The 21,130-nt window shown below is 67.9% G+C and carries 18 protein-coding genes; 15 read left to right on the forward strand and 3 right to left on the reverse strand.

Annotated features, from left to right (window positions below; all coding sequences use genetic code 11):
- Positions 1 to 41: 41 nt before the first annotated feature.
- Complete coding sequence (locus BEMPMBAN_RS21120) at positions 42 to 2,534, reverse strand: alpha/beta hydrolase fold domain-containing protein (protein WP_234897623.1); 2,493 nt, start codon at positions 2,532 to 2,534, stop codon at positions 42 to 44.
- Between the two features lie 123 nt (positions 2,535 to 2,657).
- Between BEMPMBAN_RS21120 and BEMPMBAN_RS21125 the strand changes: the two genes are divergently transcribed.
- The 10 genes from BEMPMBAN_RS21125 (at position 2,658) to secA (ending at position 14,022) form a co-directional block, all read left to right on the forward strand.
- Entirely contained in the window at positions 2,658 to 3,284 is a 627-nt protein-coding gene (locus BEMPMBAN_RS21125) for a dTMP kinase (protein WP_159233210.1), read from the forward strand.
- A 95-nt stretch (positions 3,285 to 3,379) separates the two neighbouring features.
- Positions 3,380 to 4,051: a hypothetical protein gene (locus BEMPMBAN_RS21130; RefSeq protein WP_159233211.1), complete on the forward strand. Its 672-nt coding sequence runs from the start codon at positions 3,380 to 3,382 to the stop codon at positions 4,049 to 4,051.
- 45 nt (positions 4,052 to 4,096) lie between these two features.
- Positions 4,097 to 4,603 carry an EspA/EspE family type VII secretion system effector gene (locus tag BEMPMBAN_RS21135; protein ID WP_159233212.1) on the forward strand — a complete coding sequence of 169 codons (507 nt, stop codon included), beginning with the start codon at positions 4,097 to 4,099 and terminating at the stop codon, positions 4,601 to 4,603.
- 102 nt (positions 4,604 to 4,705) lie between these two features.
- Positions 4,706 to 5,392, forward strand: a complete 687-nt coding sequence (mtrA, locus tag BEMPMBAN_RS21140; protein ID WP_159233213.1) for a two-component system response regulator MtrA — start codon at positions 4,706 to 4,708, stop codon at positions 5,390 to 5,392.
- 16 nt (positions 5,393 to 5,408) lie between these two features.
- On the forward strand, positions 5,409 to 7,064 hold the full coding sequence (gene mtrB, locus BEMPMBAN_RS21145; RefSeq protein WP_159233214.1) for an MtrAB system histidine kinase MtrB: 1,656 nt from the start codon (positions 5,409 to 5,411) through the stop codon (positions 7,062 to 7,064).
- Entirely contained in the window at positions 7,061 to 8,818 is a 1,758-nt protein-coding gene (gene lpqB, locus BEMPMBAN_RS21150) for an MtrAB system accessory lipoprotein LpqB (RefSeq protein ID WP_159233215.1), read from the forward strand. Before mtrB ends, lpqB begins: the two co-directional genes overlap by 4 nt.
- A 55-nt stretch (positions 8,819 to 8,873) precedes the next feature.
- Entirely contained in the window at positions 8,874 to 9,299 is a 426-nt protein-coding gene (locus BEMPMBAN_RS21155) for a QcrA and Rieske domain-containing protein (RefSeq protein WP_234897624.1), read from the forward strand.
- 155 nt (positions 9,300 to 9,454) lie between these two features.
- On the forward strand, positions 9,455 to 10,084 hold the full coding sequence (locus tag BEMPMBAN_RS21160; RefSeq protein WP_159233216.1) for a ComF family protein: 630 nt from the start codon (positions 9,455 to 9,457) through the stop codon (positions 10,082 to 10,084).
- A 284-nt stretch (positions 10,085 to 10,368) separates the two neighbouring features.
- Positions 10,369 to 11,055, forward strand: coding sequence for a ribosome hibernation-promoting factor, HPF/YfiA family (gene hpf, locus BEMPMBAN_RS21165; RefSeq protein ID WP_159233217.1), 687 nt, complete (start codon positions 10,369 to 10,371; stop codon positions 11,053 to 11,055).
- A gap of 156 nt (positions 11,056 to 11,211) precedes the next feature.
- Positions 11,212 to 14,022 carry a preprotein translocase subunit SecA gene (secA, locus tag BEMPMBAN_RS21170; RefSeq protein WP_159233218.1) on the forward strand — a complete coding sequence of 937 codons (2,811 nt, stop codon included), beginning with the start codon at positions 11,212 to 11,214 and terminating at the stop codon, positions 14,020 to 14,022.
- 3 nt (positions 14,023 to 14,025) lie between these two features.
- On the opposite strand, the gene BEMPMBAN_RS21175 is transcribed toward secA, so the two are convergent.
- Entirely contained in the window at positions 14,026 to 14,586 is a 561-nt protein-coding gene (locus tag BEMPMBAN_RS21175; protein ID WP_234897625.1) for an Rv3235 family protein, read from the reverse strand.
- Between the two features lie 173 nt (positions 14,587 to 14,759).
- Here BEMPMBAN_RS21175 and BEMPMBAN_RS21180 point away from each other — a divergent pair, with 173 nt between their 5' ends.
- From BEMPMBAN_RS21180 to BEMPMBAN_RS21200, 5 genes are all read left to right on the forward strand, one after another.
- Entirely contained in the window at positions 14,760 to 16,169 is a 1,410-nt protein-coding gene (locus BEMPMBAN_RS21180; RefSeq protein ID WP_159233219.1) for a WS/DGAT/MGAT family O-acyltransferase, read from the forward strand.
- Between the two features lie 37 nt (positions 16,170 to 16,206).
- The gene (gene ppk2, locus BEMPMBAN_RS21185; RefSeq protein ID WP_159233220.1) at positions 16,207 to 17,040 is read left to right on the forward strand and encodes a polyphosphate kinase 2; all 834 of its coding nucleotides are present in this window, start codon (positions 16,207 to 16,209) and stop codon (positions 17,038 to 17,040) included.
- Positions 17,041 to 17,066: 26 nt separating this feature from the next.
- Entirely contained in the window at positions 17,067 to 17,573 is a 507-nt protein-coding gene (locus BEMPMBAN_RS21190; protein WP_425294999.1) for a DUF6912 family protein, read from the forward strand.
- Between the two features lie 83 nt (positions 17,574 to 17,656).
- Positions 17,657 to 18,805 (forward strand): ferredoxin reductase, encoded by a 1,149-nt coding sequence (locus tag BEMPMBAN_RS21195; protein WP_159233221.1) that lies wholly within the window; start codon positions 17,657 to 17,659, stop codon positions 18,803 to 18,805.
- Positions 18,806 to 18,873: 68 nt separating this feature from the next.
- Positions 18,874 to 20,133 (forward strand): fatty acid desaturase family protein, encoded by a 1,260-nt coding sequence (locus BEMPMBAN_RS21200; RefSeq protein ID WP_159233222.1) that lies wholly within the window; start codon positions 18,874 to 18,876, stop codon positions 20,131 to 20,133.
- Positions 20,134 to 20,272: 139 nt separating this feature from the next.
- Here the strand turns inward: BEMPMBAN_RS21200 and BEMPMBAN_RS21205 are convergent, their stop codons facing one another.
- Positions 20,273 to 21,121: an aldo/keto reductase gene (locus tag BEMPMBAN_RS21205; protein WP_159233223.1), complete on the reverse strand. Its 849-nt coding sequence runs from the start codon at positions 21,119 to 21,121 to the stop codon at positions 20,273 to 20,275.
- Between the last annotated feature and the right edge of the window lie 9 nt (positions 21,122 to 21,130).

Here is a 21,130-nt window from a genome sequence, read left to right on the forward strand (position 1 = left end):
ACAGCCGACCCTACGGCGATCCCCGGCGGGCCGGGCGCGCGTTAGACGACTTGCACCCTCGTAATTCGCGCCGGATTCTCTTCGGGCAGCAGTCCCAGTTGCCGGTACACGGTGGAGCGCCACACCGGTGCCTGCGAGTTGATGTAGATCCCGCCCAGCGCCCAGCCGTGCATCTGCCCGTCGCCGATGATGACCGTGAAGTCGGCGTCGGGATCCTGCGCCAGCAGCTTGTCGCGGAACGCCAACGCGCCGGGGTAGAGCTTTTCCAGCGTGCCGATGTACACCGTGGTCGGGGGCAGGCCGGTCAGGTCCGCGCTCGAGATCGGGTTCACTCGTGGATCGTCCATGTCCCACTCGCCGTTGAACTGGGGACCTTCACCTGCCGGTCGGCTCGGCAGGATGGGGTCGTCGATGGCGTCGACCTCGGGCCCGCTCAGAGTCAGATGCAGTGCCGGTGACACCAGCACCATTCGTGACGGCTGGGATTCGGACACCACACATTGCACGTCGGATCGGCAGCGGCGCAACATCTCCTGCACCGCCAGCATGGCGTAGGAGCCGCCCGCCGAGTCTCCGTAAAGGCTGACGTTGTCCACGCCGTGCTCGGCGATCAACATCGACAGGTAGTCGGCCATCGGCGGCACCAGCGTGCTCGCCGTACCGGTGCTCTTGGGCGGGGCCAGCGGGTAGATCGGCACCAGCACGGTGGCACCGGTGTCACGCGACATCGACGCGTAGTCCGACCAGTGGATGATGTTGGCCTCGGACTCGAAACCACCGCCGTGCAACGCCACCACGTACTCACCCGACGGCTGCGGCGACGCCAATTCCCATACCGGCCAGCCGTTGTAGCTGCGCTCGGTGACGATCAGCCCGGTGGTCGTCTCCGGTGGTGGGTCGGCGCTGGTGGCCGCCCCCACGATGGGGGTGAACAGCTTGATGCCGGTGACCGTTGAGAACCAGCGCAGGGTTCGCAGCGTGCCGATGATCAGTTGGTCCCCGAATGACGGTGGCGCCGTCGTGATGGTGGCGGGTCCGTCGGCGACGCCGTTGAGCCCGAGTTGGCGGTAGATCTCCGGACGCACCTTCGACGCCTGCGAGTTGATCGAACCGCCCAGCGCCCAGTCGTGGATCTGGCCTGTGCCCACGACCAGCGAGGCGGTGCCACCGGCGGCGTTCCACTTCTCGTGCAGCAGCAGCGTATCGGGAAGGCCGATCTCGAGTGTCCCGATGTAGATCGTCGTGGGCGGAAAGCCGGCGAGCACAGCGTCTTCGATGAACAGCGGACTGACCATCGGGTCCGTCGGCTCGAATCCGTCGGCCCAGTGACTGCCGTCGGTGTAGAAGTCGAGGTTGTCCACGTCGATGACCGGGTCGTCGATGTCGCGGATGGCCGGATTGGACAGCGACGCGTCCGGTGCGGGGGAGAGCAGCACCATGCTCGCCGGAACAGGACGACCGCTCAGCACCAGCTCGCGTACCGCCGACATCGCCAAGATGGTGCCGGCGGAATCGGCGTAGACGCTGACGTCCTCGGCGCCGCGCGCGGCGATGTGGTGGGAGATGAACTGCGCCATTGCGGGTACCACCCGGGTTGCCGACCCTGCCTCGGTGGTGGCCAGCGGATACATCGGCACGACCACGGTGGCGCCGGTGGTGCGCGCCATGGCGGCGTAGTCACTCCAGTGCGTGACGAGCGGTTGGACGACAAAACCGCCTCCGTGTACGGCGATGACCGTCTTGCCGGTGGGGTTGGGCGGCTGGAACTCCCACACCTGCCAGGTATTTCCGTCCGACACCTGGTACTCGGTACTACGCACGTCGAGGCCGTGCTTCACGAACCACGGTGGCCTGGCGCTCTCCAGCGCCTTGGCCAGCAAGCCGTTGACGTCGACACCGGTGAAGCGGGAGATCCCACGCATCACCCGAAGGCTGAAAACCACTACCTGGTCGAAGAACGTCGGTTCGGCGGTGTAGGTGATCGATTCCGCCGGCGCGGCGTCGGAAACCTCGGCCGTGACGACGTCGGCGGACGGGTGCGCCGCGATGTCGTTGTCGACTTCGCGGCGCGCCGCCCCGAGGAGCGTCCACAGCTGTTGGCCGGCAGCGGGCGGGGTCTCGTCGGCGACCGGTGAGGGCTGCGTGGCGTTGACGTCCACGACCGGAACCACGTCGTGATCGGCCGGCTCGTCGACGACCGCCTCGTCGGTGTCGGGTTCCGCTGCGTCGGTGTCGGTGTCGGTGTCGGTGTCGGGCTCGTCGACCGTCCCGTCGGTGCCCCGGTCGTCCAGCTCGACGTCTCGGTCGTCGGGCTCGGATTCGGATTCGGATTCGGTTGAAGCCGAATCGTTCTGGCTCGACGAGTCGTCCGATCGGTCGTTGCGGGTGCTCGGACGCTCGGCCCGCTTCTTCGCCGGACCCGCATCGGTCTGCGTCGAGTTCGACGCCGCCCGCGACCCGTCTGCGCCGTCGTCCGCCGCGGCGACTGCGGCCCCCAACCCGATGAACACCGCGGTGCCGACACCGGCTGCCACCGCGACTTCGCCAACTTTGCCAACGCGGAGTCTTCTCCCCATCGGATGACTATCAGGCTTGAGGTTCGCGGTGGTCAACTTTGCCGTCCTCGCGGGTGAGGGTGCCTGGATTACGCTCGCCGAGTGCTCATCGTGATCGAGGGCGTCGACGGCGCCGGCAAGCGGACGTTGACCAATGGTCTGCGCGCCGGCTTCCAGGCCGACGGCCGCTCCGTGTCCAGCCTGGCGTTTCCGCGGTACGGGGTGTCGGTTCCCGCCGATCTGGCAACCGAAGCCCTGCACGGCGCACACGGTGACCTCGCCGACTCCGTCTACGCGATGGCGGTGCTGTTCGCGATGGACCGTGCCGGCGGGAAGACCGAGATCGAACGGCTCGCGGCGGAATTCGACGTCGTGATCCTCGACCGCTACGTCGCTTCCAACGCCGCCTACAGCGCGGCCCGGCTGCACCAGGGCGCCGACGGGGACGTGGTGGCCTGGGTGCGCGACCTCGAGTACGGACGGCTGCAGCTGCCCGTGCCGGACTGGCAGGTCCTGCTGGATGTGCCGACGGAGCTGGCGGCGCAACGTGCGGTCAACCGCGCCGCGCAGGAGGCCGACCGCGCCCGGGACGCCTACGAGCGTGATGACGGGCTGCAGCGTCGCACGTCAGCGGTGTACGCCGAGCTGGCCGCCGCGCAGTGGTGCGGGCCGTGGACGGTGGTGCCGCCGGACGTCGACGCGGATGAACTCGCCGGGAAATTGCAGTAGCGCGAGACCGCTGCGGATCGGCGAGGCGACACGTACCCTCAGGCGTGGGGCGTCGCTCAGGCGACGAAATTGCGCAACGTGTCACCGGGGGATTCATGACTGCTTCAATTCGCACGCGTTCCGAACTGCTCGCCGAGGTCGATGACCGTGTCGTCCGGATGAAGTCGGCTTGTGGGCAGTTCGACCAGGGCAACCTCATCGAGGCCATGGCGGTGGCTGTGCAGGTCCGCGCCCTTGTCCACCACACCGACTCGCCGCTGGACCCGCGTGAGCTCACCTGGGCGGACACCGCGGGTGTCACCCACCCGAAGTGCATGTCGTCGGCGGCGTGCCTGACCCTGATGAAGATCCGCAGCGGCCCGCAGGGTTATGCCGAGTATGTGCCGAAGCTCGACCTGTACCCGCCGGCGCCGATCCGCACCCGCGACGGCGGCCGGATCGACCGTGGCTCGCGCATCCCGTTCGACCACTGGTGGACCAACCCGGTGGTCCGGGACTGCGACGGTATCGACTACTCCCGCAAGCAGCTCGTCCTCGCCCTGGCTGACGAACTGGTGGCCGAGGGTGACCCGGAGACCACGGCTGCGCGGCAGGCGTTGGCGGACAGCTCTTCGCTGGGCTGGGTGCTCGCAAGCGACACCGGCTCGGCCCGAACCGCTTTCGAGCGAAACCCAGTGCAGGCCAGCGTGCGGCAGATCGGCTACGAGGTGGCCGAGTCGATCAGGCAGCAGCGCGCCGTCATCGAAGGCGCCGCCGTCCTCGGCTGACAACTGCTGCGCCGAGCCGCCACGCCGGCACCATAAACTCAGAGCGTGGGCCCGCTGGAGGCGTTCTTGGCGACGTGGACGCAGGCGCGCCAGACTTACGGACAGGACAGCCCCGTCGGCGGATCGCCGTTCGACGGCAGCGCCAAGCTGCGCAGCCTGCAAGCCGACGTCGACTCCGCCGCCCCGGGCACGCACTGGTCCGGCGGCGCCGCCGACACCTACGCCGCCCGCAACGCCGAACACGCGCAGGTACTCGGGAAACTCACCGACCTCGACGCCCAGCTGGCCGCCGAGATCGACGAATCCGCCAAGATCGTCGCGTCGGGCCGCGCCGAACTCGACCGGCTGCGCGCCTGGGTCGTCAGCGCCGCGTCGTCGGTTCCCGAAAACCCCGCCGGCGAGGCCATGGCGATGGCGATCGTCGCCAAAGGCATGCGTCAGCTGACCGAGGTGATGGTCAGATCCGACGGCGAGTTGAACGCCGTCGGCGCACGAATCCAGCAGATCGGTGCGCAGTACTCCGCGCTCGGCGTCCAGAAATTCGCTCCGTAGCCCCGCCGAAATGCCTTTTCGGCGCACCGCGCCACGCCGGTACCGGTCAACACGAAAATCGCCCGGTGTGGTATCCGAGGTTTATTGCTTTCTGGTGACACCATGGACACCATGAGGCAAAGGATCCTGGTCGTCGATGACGACCCTTCGCTCGCCGAGATGCTCACCATCGTTCTGCGTGGCGAGGGCTTCGACACCGCGGTGGTCGGTGACGGTACCCAGGCGCTGACCGCGGTGCGCGAACTGCGGCCCGATCTGGTGCTGCTGGACCTCATGCTGCCCGGCATGAACGGCATCGACGTGTGCCGGGTGCTGCGCGCCGATTCCGGCGTCCCCATCGTGATGCTGACCGCCAAGACCGACACCGTCGACGTGGTGCTCGGACTGGAATCCGGCGCCGACGACTACGTGATGAAGCCGTTCAAGCCCAAGGAACTGGTGGCCCGGGTGCGCGCCCGGCTGCGCCGCAACGAAGACGAGCCGGCGGAGATGCTCTCGATCGCCGACATCGACATCGACGTGCCGGCCCACAAGGTGACCCGTCAGGGCGAGCAGATCTCGCTGACCCCGCTGGAGTTCGACCTGCTGGTCGCGCTGGCACGGAAACCCCGCCAGGTGTTTACTCGAGATGTGCTGCTCGAACAGGTGTGGGGTTACCGCCACCCCGCCGATACCCGTTTGGTGAACGTGCACGTCCAGCGGCTGCGGGCCAAAGTCGAGAAGGACCCGGAGAACCCGCAGGTGGTGCTCACCGTTCGAGGAGTGGGATACAAGGCCGGACCTCCGTGACCGCTCGGCGGTCGCCGTGATCTTCAGCTCGAGACGACGTATCCACCGACGGTCAGCACCCCTGGTCCGTGGCCTGGGTGCGTTGGGCAGGGCGCTGAGCCTGGCGTGGCGGCGGTCGTTGCAGCTGCGGGTCGTCACGTTGACGCTGGGCTTGTCGCTGGCGGTGATCATGGTGCTCGGCTTCGTGTTGACCAGCCAGATCACTGACCGGATCCTGGAAGTCAAGGTGCGTGCCGCCACCGAGGAGATCGAGCGGGCCCGCGGCACGGTCAGCGGAATCGTCGGCGGTGAGGAAACCCGCTCGCTCGACAGCAGCCTGCAACTGGCCCGCAACACCCTGATCGACCGCAAGGCCGACACCGGCACCGGACTCGCCGGGACGTTCGACGCGGTGCTCGTCGTTCCCGGGATGGGGCCACGCGCGGCCACCTCCGCGGGCCCGATCGATCAGGTGCCCAACGCGCTGCGTGACTTCGTCAACGCCGGACAGGTCAGCTACCAGTACTCGACCGTGCACACCGACGGCTTCTCCGGACCCGCGCTGATCGTCGGCACCCCGACGTCGTCGCCGGCGGCCAACCTGGAGCTCTACTTGATCTTCCCGCTGAACAGCGAGGAATCCACGATCACACTGGTCCGCGGCACACTGGTCACCGGTGCGGTGGTGCTGCTGGGCCTGCTCGCGGCGATCGCGCTGCTGGTCGCCCGCCAGATCGTGCTGCCGGTGCGGTCGGCGTCGCGGATCGCGGAACGGTTCGCCGAAGGTCACCTCGCCGAGCGGATGCCGGTGCGCGGCGAGGACGACATGGCGCGGCTGGCGGTGTCGTTCAACGACATGGCCGAAAGCCTGCACCGCCAGATCACCCAGCTCGAGGAGTTCGGCAACCTGCAGCGGCGGTTCACCTCCGACGTCAGCCACGAACTGCGGACCCCGCTGACCACCGTGCGGATGGCCGCCGACCTGATCCATGACCACGCCGAAGACCTCGACCCCGCGCTTCGGCGCTCCACCGAGCTGATGGTCAACGAGTTGGACCGGTTCGAGTCGCTGCTCAGCGACCTGCTCGAGATCTCCCGCCACGACGCGGGCGTCGCCGAGCTGGCCGTCGAAGCCGTCGATCTGCGTTCCATCGTGAAGAGCGCGCTGGACAACGTCGGCCACCTCGCCGAAGAAGCCGGCGTCGACCTGATCGTCGACCTGCCCACCGACGACGTCGTCGCCGAAGTCGACCCCCGGCGGGTGGAGCGGATCCTGCGCAACCTGATCGCCAACGCCATCGACCACGCAGAACACAAACCGGTGCGTATCCGGATGGCCGCCGATGAGGACACCGTCGCGGTGACCGTCCGCGACCACGGTGTGGGCCTGCGCCCCGGCGAGGAGAAGCTGGTGTTCAGCCGGTTCTGGCGGGCGGATCCGTCGCGGGTGCGCCGTTCCGGCGGCACCGGGCTCGGATTGGCGATCAGCATCGAGGACGCCAGGCTGCACCAAGGCAGGCTGGAGGCGTGGGGCGAACCAGGCAAGGGCGCCTGCTTCCGGCTGACGCTGCCCCTGGTCCGCGGGCACAAGGTGACCAGCAGCCCGCTGCCCGTCAAGCCCATCGAGACGACACCGGCGCTGCCCGGCAGTCGACCGACACGCGAACGCGAACCGGCGGGGGGGAGCGTGTGACACGCGCCCTGGCCGCACTGTTCGTGCTGGTGCTCGCGCTCACCGGATGTGCCGGAGTGCCCAGTTCGTCGTCGCCGCAGGCGATCGGCACCGTCGCCCGGCCGGCGCCGCCCAGCCTGCCCAGCCCCACCCCGGGGATGGATCCCGATGTGATGCTGCGCGAGTTTCTCAAGGCCACCGCCGATCCCGCGAACAGGCACCTGGCTGCGCGGCAGTTCCTCACCGAGTCGGCGTCGGACGCCTGGGACGACGCGGGCAGCGCGCTGCTGATCGACAACGTGGTGTTCGTCGAGACCCGCACCCCCAACCGGGTTTCGGTGAGCATGCGCGCCGACATCCTCGGCTCACTGTCGGACATGGGGGTCTTCGAGACCGGCGAGGGGGCGCTGCCCGACCCCGGCCCGATCGAACTGGTGAAAACCTCCGACGGCTGGCGCATCGATCGGCTGCCCAATGGGGTCTTCCTGGATTGGCAGCAGTTCCAGTCCACCTACAAGCGCAGCACCCTCTACTTCGCCGACCCGACGGGTAAGACCGTGGTACCCGACCCGCGCTACGTCGCGGTTTCCGAGCCCGACCAGTTGCCCACCGAACTGGTCAGCAAGCTGATCGCCGGTCCGCGGCCGGAGATGACCGACACCGTGCGCAACCTGCTGGGGCCGCCGCTGAAACTACGGGGCCCGGTGACCCGCGCCGACGGCGGCAAGACCGGAGTGGGACGCGGCTACGGCGGCGCGCGCATCGACCTGGAGAACCTGGCCACCACCGACCCGCAGAGCAGGCAACTTCTTGCCGCGCAGCTGATCTGGACACTGTCCCGGGCCGGCATCAACGGGCCCTACGTGATCACCGCCGACGGTGCCGCACTCGACGACCGGTTCGCCGAAGGCTGGGACACCGGCGACGTCGCCGCGACCGATCCCGGTGCCGTCGACGGTGCCGCGGCCGGGCTGCACGCCCTGATCGGCGGTTCGCTGGTGCGCCTCGACGGTCAGCGGGCCCCGCGGGTGTCGGGTTCGTTCGGGCAGATGCCCGGCCAGACCGCCGCGTCGCTGTCGCGTGACGGTCAGTTGGTCGCCTCGATCATCACCGACCGCCCCGGCGCTCCCGACATGGCCTCCACGCTGTGGGTGGGACCGCTGGGCGGCGCCGCCTCCCAGGCGATGGACGGGCGCAGCCTCAGCCGGCCCAGCTGGTCGCTGGACGACGCGATCTGGGTCGTTGTCGACGGCATCAACGTCGTCCGGGTCATCCAGGACGCGTCGGGTCAGCCCGCCAGGATCCCCGTCGACTCCGCCTCGGTGTCGACCCGATTCCCCGGCCCGATCGCCGACCTGCAGCTCTCCCGGGACGGCACCCGGGCGGCCATGGTGATCGAGGGGCGGGTGATTCTGGCCGGTGTCGAGCAGACCGAAGGGGGCGGCTACGCGCTGACCTTCCCGCGACGGCTGGGCTACGGGTTGCGCGACACCGTGGTGTCGCTGTCCTGGCGCACCGGTGACGACATCGTCGTCAGCCGCACCGACGCCCAGCATCCGGTGGCGTACGTCAACCTCGACGGGGTGAACTCCGACGGCCCGACCTACAACTTGCTGCGACCGGTGACGACGGTGGCGGCCAACCCGTCGGCCGTATACGTCGCCGACGCGCGTGGCGTGCTTCAACTCTCGGGGTCGTCCGCCGACGGGGATCCCGGGTGGGCGGAGGTCCGGCCGTTGATGACAGCGGGTGCGCTGCCGGTGCTGCCGGGCTGACACTGGACGTGTTGCCGGACAGCCCTCCGGCAGCCAGCCGATGGAGAGGTCAGCGATGGATATCGACAGGATGCAGGTTTCCCGGAAGGCGGTGATCGTCGGCGCGGGAGTCGGTTTGGCGGCCACCGCGCTGGCCGCGTGTTCCAGCGGCGGGGATTCCGGTGATTCCGGTGGCGAGCCGTCAGGAGAGTCGCCGGCGGCACCGGAGGAGCTCACCGCGACCGCTGATGTGCCGGTCGGCTCCGGCGTCATCGTCGGCGAGACGATCATCACCCAGCCGGAGGCAGGGGATTTCAAGGCGTTCTCGGCGGTGTGCACACACTCCGGCTGCCTGATCAACGAGGTGGCCGGCGGGACCATCAACTGCCCCTGCCACGGCAGCAAGTTCAGCCTCGACGGCGCGGTGGTCAACGGCCCGGCGGCCCGCCCGCTGACCGAGGAGACGATCACCGTGCAGGGAGACTCGATCGTCGCTGGGTGAGTTGGGTGCCGCCGCGAGCGTCTTGGCGCCGAGTGTGAAGCCACGGTCGTGAATCGGCCCAAATCACAGCCCGGAATGATATTTCGCGGCAAGCCGAGGCCTATTTCGCGGCGGAGCGCGGCCGGGCTGTCGGATCCGGACCCCACACTGACAGGGTGCTCGACCTCGTGCTCCCGCTGCAGTGTGGTGGCTGCGGCGTCGCCGGCGTGGGCTGGTGCGCGGCGTGCGACCGGGAGCTGACCGTCAGGCCCGACCAACCCCACCTGGTCACGCCGCGCCTGGACCCCGGCGTGCCCGTGCTGTCGCTCGGCCGGTACGCGGGCGCGCGCCGCAAAGCCGTGGTCGCGGTCAAGGAGCGCGGCCGCGCCGACCTGCTCGAACCGCTGGCCGGGGCGCTGCACACCGCCCTGGACCAGCTGCTGACGTGGGGCCTGCTCGACACCCCGCTGACGGTGGTGCCCGCCCCCACCCGACGCTCGGCGGCCAGGCGTCGCGGCGGCGACCCGGTCACCCGCCTCGCGCGCCGCGCGGTCCAGGGACACCACGGCCTCACCGTCGCCCCGGCGCTGCGGATGAAGGCCTTCACCAGGGACTCCGTCGGGCTGTCCAGCGCCGCTCGACAGCGCAACATCGCCGGACGCATCCGCCTCACCACGCCGGTGGCAGGGTCGGTCGTGGTCGTCGACGACGTGGTGACCACCGGCGCTACCGCCGCCGAATCGGTCCGGGTCCTGCAAACGTGCGGCGCCGACGTCGTCGCTGTCCTCGCGCTGGCACACGCCTGAGCATTGCCTTCAGGTCAATCGAGCATGACGAACTGAAAACACGTCTGCCGAATCAGTGGCACGACTAGGTGAACACGGACTACCGTCGGCACCAACCATCCGTGAACATCTCACGGCGGCGCTCCGGGCAGGAGACGCCGGTATCGCGCCCAGCGGTAGGAGGTGAGTAGTCGACACCTTGCTCCGGCGAGCGGCGCAACCAGGACTGCCCCGTCGGCGCGATTTCTTTGAATAGCCGGGCACGCGCAGGTGTGCACACGCGAAAGAGAATCGAGTTGCCAAGTATGTCAAGTCATTCCGTGGAATCAGACAGCACAATGGTGGTGGACCCGAATGCCGGGGGACCGGGCGACCCAACTCCCAGCGCCGAGGTGGCGGTCACGGGTCGAAACGTAGAGGTTCCCGACCACTTCCGGAACTACGTCTCCGAGAAGCTGTCTCGCCTGGAACGCTTCGACCGCACCATCTACCTCTTCGACGTCGAGCTGTATCACGAGCGCAACCGCCGGCAGCGGAAGAACTGCCAGCACGTCGAGATCACCGCCAAAGGGCGTGGACCCGTCGTCCGTGGCGAAGCCTGCGCCGACAGCTTCTATGCCGCCCTCGAATCAGCGGCGGGCAAACTCGAACGTCGACTCCGCAAGAGCAAGGACCGCCGCAAGATCCACTACGGCGACAAGACACCGGTGTCGCTACACGAGGCGACCTCGCTGGACCACCTGGTCGACGGCTTCGCCCCGCTGCAGGAACCCGTCCAGAACAACCATGAGGTCGCGGTCGACGACCACGAGCCCGGGCGGATCGTCCGCACCAAGGAGCACCCCGCCACCCCGATGACCGTCGACGACGCCCTCTACGAGATGGAGCTCGTCGGCCACGACTTCTTCCTGTTCCATGACAAGGAGAGCGATCGGCCGTGCGTGGTCTACCGGCGGCACGCCTACGACTACGGGTTGATCAAACTGGCCTGAGGTCGATCCGGCGCGCTGAGGCACCGCCAGTGTCGCTTTGCGCGCCGGATTCGCCGTGAGGGCGGCGCACCTGACACGCTCGACCAGCGATTTCGGTGCGTCACCTACGATGGTGTCCGTCTGAACGCGTGCCGCCATCAACAAAGAGGAAACAGCGTGCTGGGTAAGTTGCTCCGTCTCGGTGAAGGCCGCATGGTCAAGCGCCTCAAGGGGGTGGCTGACTACGTCAACACCCTGTCCGACGACATCGAGAAGCTGTCCGACGCGGAACTTCGCGCCAAGACCGACGAGTTCAGGGAACGGCTCGCCGGTAAAGAGGATCTCGACGACCTGATGCCCGAGGCGTTCGCAGTCGCGCGTGAGGCGGCGTGGCGGGTGCTCAACCAGCGGCACTTCGATGTCCAGGTGATGGGTGGCGCCGCGCTGCACTTCGGCAATGTCGCCGAGATGAAGACCGGTGAGGGCAAGACCCTGACCGCAGTGCTGCCCGCCTACCTCAACGCACTGGCCGGCAAGGGCATGCACATCGTCACCGTCAACGACTACCTGGCCAAACGTGACGCCGAGCAGATGGGCCGCGTCCACCGCTTCCTGGGCCTGGACGTCGGAGTGATCCTGTCGCAGATGACCCCCGACGAGCGCCGCGCCGCGTACAACGCCGACATCACCTACGGCACCAACAACGAGTTCGGGTTCGACTACCTGCGCGACAACATGGCGCTGCGGCTGGAGGACTGCGTCCAGCGCGGGCACACCTTCGCGATCGTCGACGAGGTCGACTCGATCCTCATCGACGAGGCCCGCACCCCGCTGATCATCTCCGGTCCCGCCGACGGCGGCTCGAACTGGTACACCGAGTTCGCCCGGCTGGCGCCGCTGATGGAGAAAGACGTCCACTACGAGGTCGACATCAAGAAGCGGGCCGTCGGCGTGCACGAGGTCGGCGTCGAGTTCGTCGAAGACCAGCTGGGCATCGAGAACCTCTACGAGGCCGCGAACTCCCCGCTGATCAGCTACCTGAACAACGCGATCAAGGCCAAGGAGCTCTTCGAGCGCGACAAGCACTACATCGTCCGCAACGGTGAGGTGCTCATCGTCGACGACTTCACCGGCCGCGTGCTCATCGGGCGCCGCTACAACGAAGGCCTGCACCAGGCCATCGAGGCCAAGGAGCAGGTCGAGATCAAGGCCGAGAACCAGACGGTCGCCACGATCACCCTGCAGAACTACTTCCGCCTCTACGACAAGCTCGCCGGCATGACGGGCACCGCCGAGACCGAGGCCGCCGAGCTGCACGAGATCTACAAGCTCGGCGTGGTGACGATCCCGACCAACAAGCCGATGATCCGCACCGACCAGTCCGACCTGATCTACAAGACCGAAGAGGCCAAGTTCATCGCGGTCGTCGACGACGTCGTGGAGCGTTACGAGAAGGGCCAGCCGGTGCTGATCGGCACCACCAGCGTGGAACGGTCCGAGTTCCTGTCGCGCCAGTTCCAGAAGCGCCGGATCCCGCACAACGTCCTGAACGCGAAGTACCACGAGCAGGAGGCCGGCATCATCGCCGAGGCCGGCCGACTCGGCGCCATCACCGTCGCCACCAACATGGCGGGTCGCGGCACCGACGTCATGCTCGGCGGCAACGTCGACTACCTGTTGGACCGGCGGCTGCGCCAGCGCAATCTCGACCCCGTCGAGACTCCCGACGAGTACGAGACGGCCTGGCACGAGGATCTTCCACACGTCAAGGCGGAGGCCGCCGCCGAGGCCAAGGACGTCGTCGCCGCCGGCGGGCTCTACGTGCTGGGCACCGAGCGCCACGAGTCGCGACGCATCGACAACCAGCTGCGCGGCCGCTCGGGCCGCCAGGGCGACCCCGGCGAGTCCCGCTTCTACCTGTCGCTGGCCGACGAGCTGATGCGACGGTTCAACGGCGCGACGCTGGAGACGCTGCTGACCCGGCTGAACCTGCCCGACGACGTGCCGATCGAGGCCAAGATGGTCTCGCGTGCCATCAAGAGCGCCCAGACACAGGTCGAGCAGCAGAACTTCGACATCCGCAAGGAAGTCCTCAAGTACGACGAGGTGATGAACCAGCAGCGCAAGGTCATCTACGCCGAGCGCCGCCGCATCCTCGAAGGGGAGAACCTCGCCGAGCAGGCCCACAACCTGCTCACCGACGTGGTCACCGCCTACGTCAACGGCGCCACCGCCGAGGGCTACTCCGAGGACTGGGATCTGGAGAAGCTGTGGGAGGGGCTCAAGCAGCTCTACCCCGTCGGGATCGACCACCACGATCTGATCGACTCCGACGCCGTCGGCGAGCCCGGCGAACTGACCCGCGAGGAGCTTCTCGACGCGCTGGTCGCCGACGCCGAACGTGCCTACGCCACACGTGAAGCCGAGATCGAGGAGATCGCCGGCGAGGGCGCGATGCGCCAGCTGGAACGCAACGTGCTGCTCAACGTCCTGGACCGCAAGTGGCGCGAACACCTCTACGAGATGGACTACCTGCGCGAGGGCATCGGGCTGCGCGGCCTGGCCCAGCAGCGTCCCGAGGTGGAGTACGCGCGCGAGGGCTACGACATGTTCGTCGGCATGCTCGAAGGGATGAAAGAGGAGTCGGTCGGCTTCCTGTTCAACGTCAGCGTCGAAGCCGCGCCGGCCCCGGCGGTCTCCGCGAAGGCAACTCCTGCCGGGCTCGCCGAGTTCGCGGCCGCCGCGGCCGCAGGCCAGGGCGGTGTCGCCACCAAGCAGCGTCCGGTGGGCGCCGGTGCCGGTCTGCGCGCCAAGGGAATCGACGACAACGCCCCACCGCTGACCTACTCCGGCCCGTCGGAGGACGGGTCGGTCGAGGTCAAGCGCTCCGGCGGGGCGAGTCCGTCCGGCAACGGCGGCGGGAGCCGTCGGGAGCGTCGCGAAGCCGCCCGGCAGCGGGGCCGCCACGCCAAGGACAGCAAGCGCTGAGGATCAGCCGATCTGCAGCGCGACCATGCGCCAGCGGTCGCGGTACCGCTCGATGCGGGCGGCCACGGCGTGCACCCGTCCGCAGCGGGTGAACGACGCGAACACCTCCGCCGCGCACACGTCGCCGGGCGTCCCACCGTCGTCGACCGAACGCACCCGGACCCGGCGCATCGTGGCGCTGCCGCGGCGGGCCTCCCCGGCATGGGCGATGACGCGGTCGACCAGCACGGGTGTCATCAGCGGACGCAGCTGAGCGATCGGCCTGCGCCGGTCGATCACCTCGATCACCTGGCGCAACGCCGTCTCGGCGAAGACCACCGCCGACTTCGGCGGAGGCGGCTCAGATGCGACCGCTGGGGGCCGTCGCTGCGGACGCTGTGCGGCGCGGTGCAGCGATTCGACCGACGGCGCCGCACACACCGGCCCGCGGCGCCGGCCGACCGCCTCGGGTGCGGGTTCGTAGTCGATGATCGGCGTGGACGTCCACAGCTGCGGCGTCGGATCAGGCGTCGGATCTGGCAAGGTCGGATCAGGCGTCGGATCAGGCAAGGTCGAGGTGGTCATGAGAAATCTCCAGCGATCGGTCACGGCACGGCGGGCGTCTGCTGGAGAGTCACAGACCGCTCCATGATCCCATGTCCGACAGGGACATCAGCGCACCCGTTGAGCGGGCGCCCAGAAATTCCGGATAACGTGGCATTTGATCGTCGGTCGAGTGAGAGGAGTGTGGCGCCGCAATGGTGACGAGGTTGTCGGCGTCCGACGCGTCCTTCTTCCGGCTGGAGAACTCCTCCACCCCGATGTACGTCGGGTCGCTGTCGATTCTGCGCAAACCCCGCAACGGGCTCAGTTACGAGACCCTGCTGGCGACCGTGGAGCAACGGCTACCGCAGATCCCGCGGTACCGGCAGAAGGTGCGCGAGGTGAAGTTCGGTCTGGCCCGGCCGGTCTGGGTCGACGACCGTGACTTCGACATCACCTACCACGTCCGCCGCTCCGCGCTGCCGTCCCCGGGCAGTGACACCCAGTTGCACGACCTGATCGCCCGGCTGGGGTCCCGGCCGCTGGACAAGTCCCGGCCGTTGTGGGAGATGTACCTGGTCGAGGGTCTGGCGAAGAACCGCCTCGCGATCTACACCAAATCGCACCAGGCACTCGTCAACGGGATGACCGCGCTGGAGATCGGGCACGTCATCGCCGACCGCACCCAGAAGCCGCCCGAATTCGGCGAGGACATCTGGATCCCGTCGCGCGAACCCAACGACCGGCAACTGCTGATCGGCGCGCTCGGCGAGTGGATCACCGGCCCCACCGCGCAGGTGGCCGCCGTTCGTTCGGCGGTGAACGAGGCGGTGACCAACACCGGTCTGCTGGTGGATCTGGGGCGCCGGGCCGCCGAGGTGGCCCGCACCGTGGCCCGCGGCACCGCGCCGAGCAGCCCGCTGAACACCACGGTGTCACGCAACCGGCGGTTCTCGGTGGCCTCGGCGAGCCTGGACGAGTTCCGGCGGATCCGGGCCCGCTACGACTGCGACGTCAACGACGTGGTGCTGGCGGTGATCGCGGGCGCCCTGCGGAACTGGCTGATGTCGCGGGGTGAGCCGGTGGGGACCACCACGACCGTGCGCGCGATGGCGCCGATGTCGGTCTATCCGGAGGACGAACACGACTCGACCGGGCCGGGCCAGGCGATCAGCGAGGTGTCGCCGTTCCTGGTCGATCTGCCCGTCGGCGAATCGAACCCGGTGGTGCGGCTGTCCCAGATCGCGCACGCCACCGAGGCGCAGTCCAGCGCGACCAGCCTGGTCGACGCCCGCACGATCGTCACCCTGACGGGTTTCGGGCCACCGACACTGCACGCCATGGGTATCCGGGTCGCGACGAGTTTCTCGGCGCGCCAGTTCAACCTGCTGATCACCAACGTGCCGGGCGCCCAGAAACAGATGTACCTCGCCGGCACCAAGCTGCTGGAGAGCTACGCCGTACCGCCGCTGCTGCACGACCAGGTGCTCGCGATCGGGGTCACGTCCTACAACGGCACCCTCTACTTCGGGATCAACGCCGACCGGGACGCGATGAGCGACGTCGACATGTTGCCCAGCCTGCTGCGCGAGGCGCTGGACGAGCTCACCGAAGCCGCTCAGTAACCCGCGCCGGAACCCCGTAGGCATCTACGATCCGTAGGTGGGCAAGAAGCGGGCCGGCACCAAGGTCAAGAAGATCCCCAGGGACATCTACGAGGCCGAACTGTTCCGCCTGCAAACAGAACTGGTCAAGTTGCAGGAATGGGTCCGGGACACCGGTTCCCGCGTCGTCATCGTCTTCGAAGGCCGTGACGCCGCAGGCAAGGGTGGCACGATCAAGCGGATCACCGAGTACCTGAGCCCGCGGATCGCCCGGATCGCCGCGTTGCCCGCGCCCTCGGACCGGGAGCGGGGTCAGTGGTACTACCAGCGCTACATCGCCCATCTCCCCGCGAAGGGGGAGATCGTGTTGTTCGACCGGTCCTGGTACAACCGCGCCGGCGTGGAGTTGGTGATGGGGTTCTGCACCCCGGCGGAGCACACGATGTTCCTGCGCCAGACACCGATTTTCGAGCAGATGCTGATCGACGACGGTCTGCTGCTGCGCAAGTACTGGTTCTCGGTGTCCGACGACGAGCAGCTTCGGCGATTCCGGTCGCGCCTCAAAGACCCGATGCGGCAATGGAAGCTCAGTCCGATGGACCTGGAATCGGTGTACCGCTGGGAGGAGTATTCGCGGGCCAAGGATCAGATGATGGTGCACACCGACACTCCGGTGAGTCCCTGGTACATCGTCGAATCCGATGTGAAGCGGCACGCGCGGCTCAACATGATCGCGCATCTGCTGTCCACCATCGACTACTACGACGTCGATCCGCCGAAAGTCGCGCTTCCCAAGAAGCCGGTGGTCAGCGATGGCTACCGACGGCCACCACGGGAGGTGTCGACCTATGTCGACGACTACGTCGGGACTCTGATGGGCGACGCCGAGTAACCGGCCGGCCTCGCTACGCTCGTGGGGTGCGCGTCTACGTTCCCGCAACCCTGGCCATGCTGCAGCAGTTGGTCGCCGACGGATCGCTGCGGCCCGTCAGCGGGACTGCCTTCGCCGTGACCCCGACGCTGCGGGAGGCGTATTCCGACGGGGACGAAGACGAACTGGCCGACGTCGCGCTGCGCGATGCGGCGCTGGCGTCGCTGCGTCTTCTCGGTGACGGCGCGTCGGGCGAGGGTCTGCCCGCCCGGCGCGCGGTGCTCGAGGCCGAATATGACGACGCCGAGGTCACGTTGCGGCCCGATCTGGACGACGCAGTGGTGCGCCTGGGGGCGCCGATTCCGCTGGAACGGGTGATCGCCGCCTATGTCGACAACGCGGCAGCCGAAGCCGCGGTGCTGGCTGCGGTCGAGGTCGTCGACGCCGCTGACCTGGGGGACGAGGACGCCGAACTCACCGTCGGCGACGCCCAGGATCACGACCTGGCGTGGTACGCGCCACAGGAGCTGCCGTTCCTGCTCGACCTGCTCTGAGGGCTGGATACGGTACCGTAAGTTACGGTACCGTAGGTACACGCTCACGGGCCTCAGAGTCATCGCAATCGGCAGGAGCCGTCATGGCCAAGAACACCATCAAGACCACGGCCAAAGTCGCCGACACCGTCCGGCCGAACATCGCCAAGGGTACTGCCGGCTGGCATCTGCTGCGCACCGTCGCGGGCCGGATCACCACGCCGCTGCTGCCCGACGATTACCTCAAACTGGCCAACCCGCTGTGGTCGGCCCGGGAGTTGCGCGGCAAGGTGCTCGACGTCCGTCGCGAGACCGTCGACTCGGCCACCCTGGTCATCAAGCCCGGCTGGGGGTTCTCGTTCGACTACCAACCCGGCCAGTACGTGGGCATCGGCCTGCTCGTCGACGGCCGGTGGCGGTGGCGGTCCTACTCCCTGACCAGCGTGCCCGAACAGCACCGGGGTCTCGGCAAGGGCTCACGCACCATCACGATCACTGTCAAGGCGATGCCCGAGGGATTCCTGTCCACTCACCTGGTCGGCGGCGTGGCACCCGGAACCATCGTGAGACTGGCTGCCCCCCAAGGGAACTTCGTCATGCCGGACCCGGCGCCGGCGTCGGTGCTGTTCGTCACCGCCGGCTCGGGCATCACGCCGGTGATGTCGATGCTGCGCACGCTGGCCCGGCGGGATCAGCTGGGCGACGTGATGCACCTGCACTCGGCGCCCACCGAAGCCGACGTACTCTTCGCCGACGAACTCGCCGAGCTGACCGGTCGTCATCCCGGCTACCGGCTGCAGGTGCGCGCCACCCGCACCGAGGGCCGGATGGACCTGGCGCAGCTGGACGAGGTGGTGCCCGACTGGCGCGATCGCCAGGCCTGGGCGTGCGGGCCCGAGGCGATGCTCGAGGCCGCGGAGCGCACCTGGGCGGCGGCGGGCATCGCGGACCGCCTGCACCTGGAGAGGTTTGCGGCCGTGCGCACGGCGGTACACGGCAGTGGAGGCACGGTCGAGTACGCGCGCGCCGGCAAGACCGTCACCGTCGACGCGGCGACGTCGTTGATGGACGCCGGCGAGGCGGCCGGGGTGCAGATGCCGTTCGGCTGCCGGATGGGCATCTGCCAGTCGTGTGTGGTGGGCCTGTTGAAGGGGCACGTGCGCGATCTGCGCACCGGTGTCGAGCACGAACCCGGCACCCGGGTACAGACGTGTGTCTCCGCGGCATCGGGTGATTGTGTGCTGGATGTCTAGACTTTACTGGGCAGTAACCTACGACGTCGTAGGTTACGGTAGCGTAGGTACTCGAGAGGAGGCTGACCATGGCGATAACCGACGTACCTGAGTTCGCACATCTGACGGACGCAGACATCGAGACGCTGGGGGTCGAACTGGATTCGATCCGCCAGGACATTGAAGACTCCCGCGGCGCGCGCGACGCGCGCTACATCCGCCGCACCATCGCCTTCCAGCGCGCGTTGGAGGTGGCCGGCCGGCTGATGCTGGCAGGCAGCTCCAAGCGTTCCTACTGGTGGGCCGGTACCGCGACGCTGGGCGTGGCCAAGATCATCGAGAACATGGAGATCGGCCACAACGTCATGCACGGCCAGTGGGATTGGATGAACGATCCCGAGATCCATTCCTCGACGTGGGAATGGGACATGAGCGGCGCGTCCAAGCACTGGCGCTTCACCCACAACTTCATGCACCACAAGTACACCAACATCCTGGGGATGGACGACGACGTCGGCTACGGCGTCATCCGGGTGACGCGCGACCAGAAGTGGAAGCCGGCCAATCTCTACGGCAACCTTCTGTTCAACACGCTGCTGGCGGTCGGCTTCGAATGGGGCGTCGGACTGCAGCACCTGGAGCTCGGCAAGATCTTCAAGGGTCGGGACGATCGGCAGGCCACGTTGGCACGGGTCAAGGAGTTCGGCGTCAAGGCCGGCCATCAGGTGGCCAAGGACTACGTCGTCTACCCGGCACTGACCTCGCTGTCACCGGGGGCGACGTTCATGTCGACGCTGAAGGCCAACGCGGTGGCCAACGTCATCCGCAACGTGTGGGCCAACGCCGTGATCTTCTGCGGCCACTTCCCCGACGGCGCCGAGAAATTCACCAAGACCGACATGGTCGGCGAGTCGCGGGGCCAGTGGTACCTGCGGCAGATGCTGGGCAGCGCGAACTTCGAGAACGGCCCGGCGCTGCGCTTCATGAGCGGCAACCTGTGCTACCAGATCGAGCATCACCTCTACCCGGACATCTGCAGCAACCGGCTGCACGAGATCTCGTTCCGGGTCAAGGAGATCTGCGACAAGTACGACCTGCCCTACACCACGGGATCGTTCCTGGTGCAGTACGGCAAGTCGTGGCGGACCATCGCCAAACTGTCTCTGCCGGACCGCTTTCTGACCGACACCGCCGACGATGCGCCGGAGACGCGCAGCGAGCGGATGTTCGCCGGACTCGATTCGGGGGAGCGGCGCGGGCTCAAGTCGGCCATCGCCGCCGTGCGGGCCCGCCGCCGCGCCAAGGTCGCCGGCAGGGCCGCGGCCAAACGCGCCGACCTGGCGGCGTAGAACTCTGAGGCTGCGTTGAGGATGGGTTCCGCTTTCCCACCCTCAACGCAGCCTCACTTCTGTGGTGGCGGCGTTGACACTGCGCTCACGTCAATGTCCACTCGCACTTTCCCGCCGTGAGCGCAGCATCAATGCCCGATCACTCGGGCACGTAGTCGAACGTGTCCGGGTTGGGGCCGATGCGGCCCGCCTCACCCTTGTCCAGTGCGGACAACGCCTCGAAGTCGGCGTCGCCGAGCTCGAAATCGAACAAACCGAAGTTGTCCTTGATGCGTTGCAGCGTCACCGATTTCGGGAACACGATGTCGCCGCGCTGAATGTGCCAGCGCAGCACCACCTGGGCCGGCGACTTGCCGGTCGCCTCGGCGATGCGGGTGACGACGTCGTCGCCGAGCACCTTGCCCTGCGCGATGGGTGACCACGCCTCGGTCGCGATGCCGTGCTGCCGGCCGTAGTCACGCACCTCGTTGTTGGCGAAGTACGGGTGCACCTCGATCTGGTTCACCGCGGGCACCGTGTCGGTTTCGTCGGCCAGCCGCTGCAGGTGGGCGACCTGGAAGTTCGAGACACCGATGCTGCGTGCCCGGCCGTCGTTCTTGAACTCCTCCAACACCTTCCAGGTGGAGACGAAGTCGCCGTCATAGAGGGTGGGCAGCGGCCAGTGGATCAAGAACAGATCCACGTAGTCGAACCCCAGCGCCGACAGCGTGCCGTCGAACGCCCGTCGGGCATCGTCGGGCTTGTGGAAGCCGTTGTTGAGCTTGCTGGTGATGTACACCTCGGAACGGTCGACACCGGCGTCGCGCACACCCTGCCCGACGCCCTTCTCGTTCTGGTACATCTCGGCGGTGTCGATGTGGCGGTAGCCGATGTCGAGGGCCGCCTTCACCGCAGATGCCGTCTCCTCGGGCGGGATCTGGAACACGCCGAAACCCAGCTGGGGAATCTTTGTGCCGTCGTTCAAATCGATCATGGGGATATGGGTCATACCAGTCAC

Origin of the sequence: Mycolicibacterium austroafricanum (assembly GCF_902705885.1) — a bacterium.
GTDB classification, from domain to species: Bacteria; Actinomycetota; Actinomycetes; order Mycobacteriales; family Mycobacteriaceae; genus Mycobacterium; species Mycobacterium vanbaalenii_A.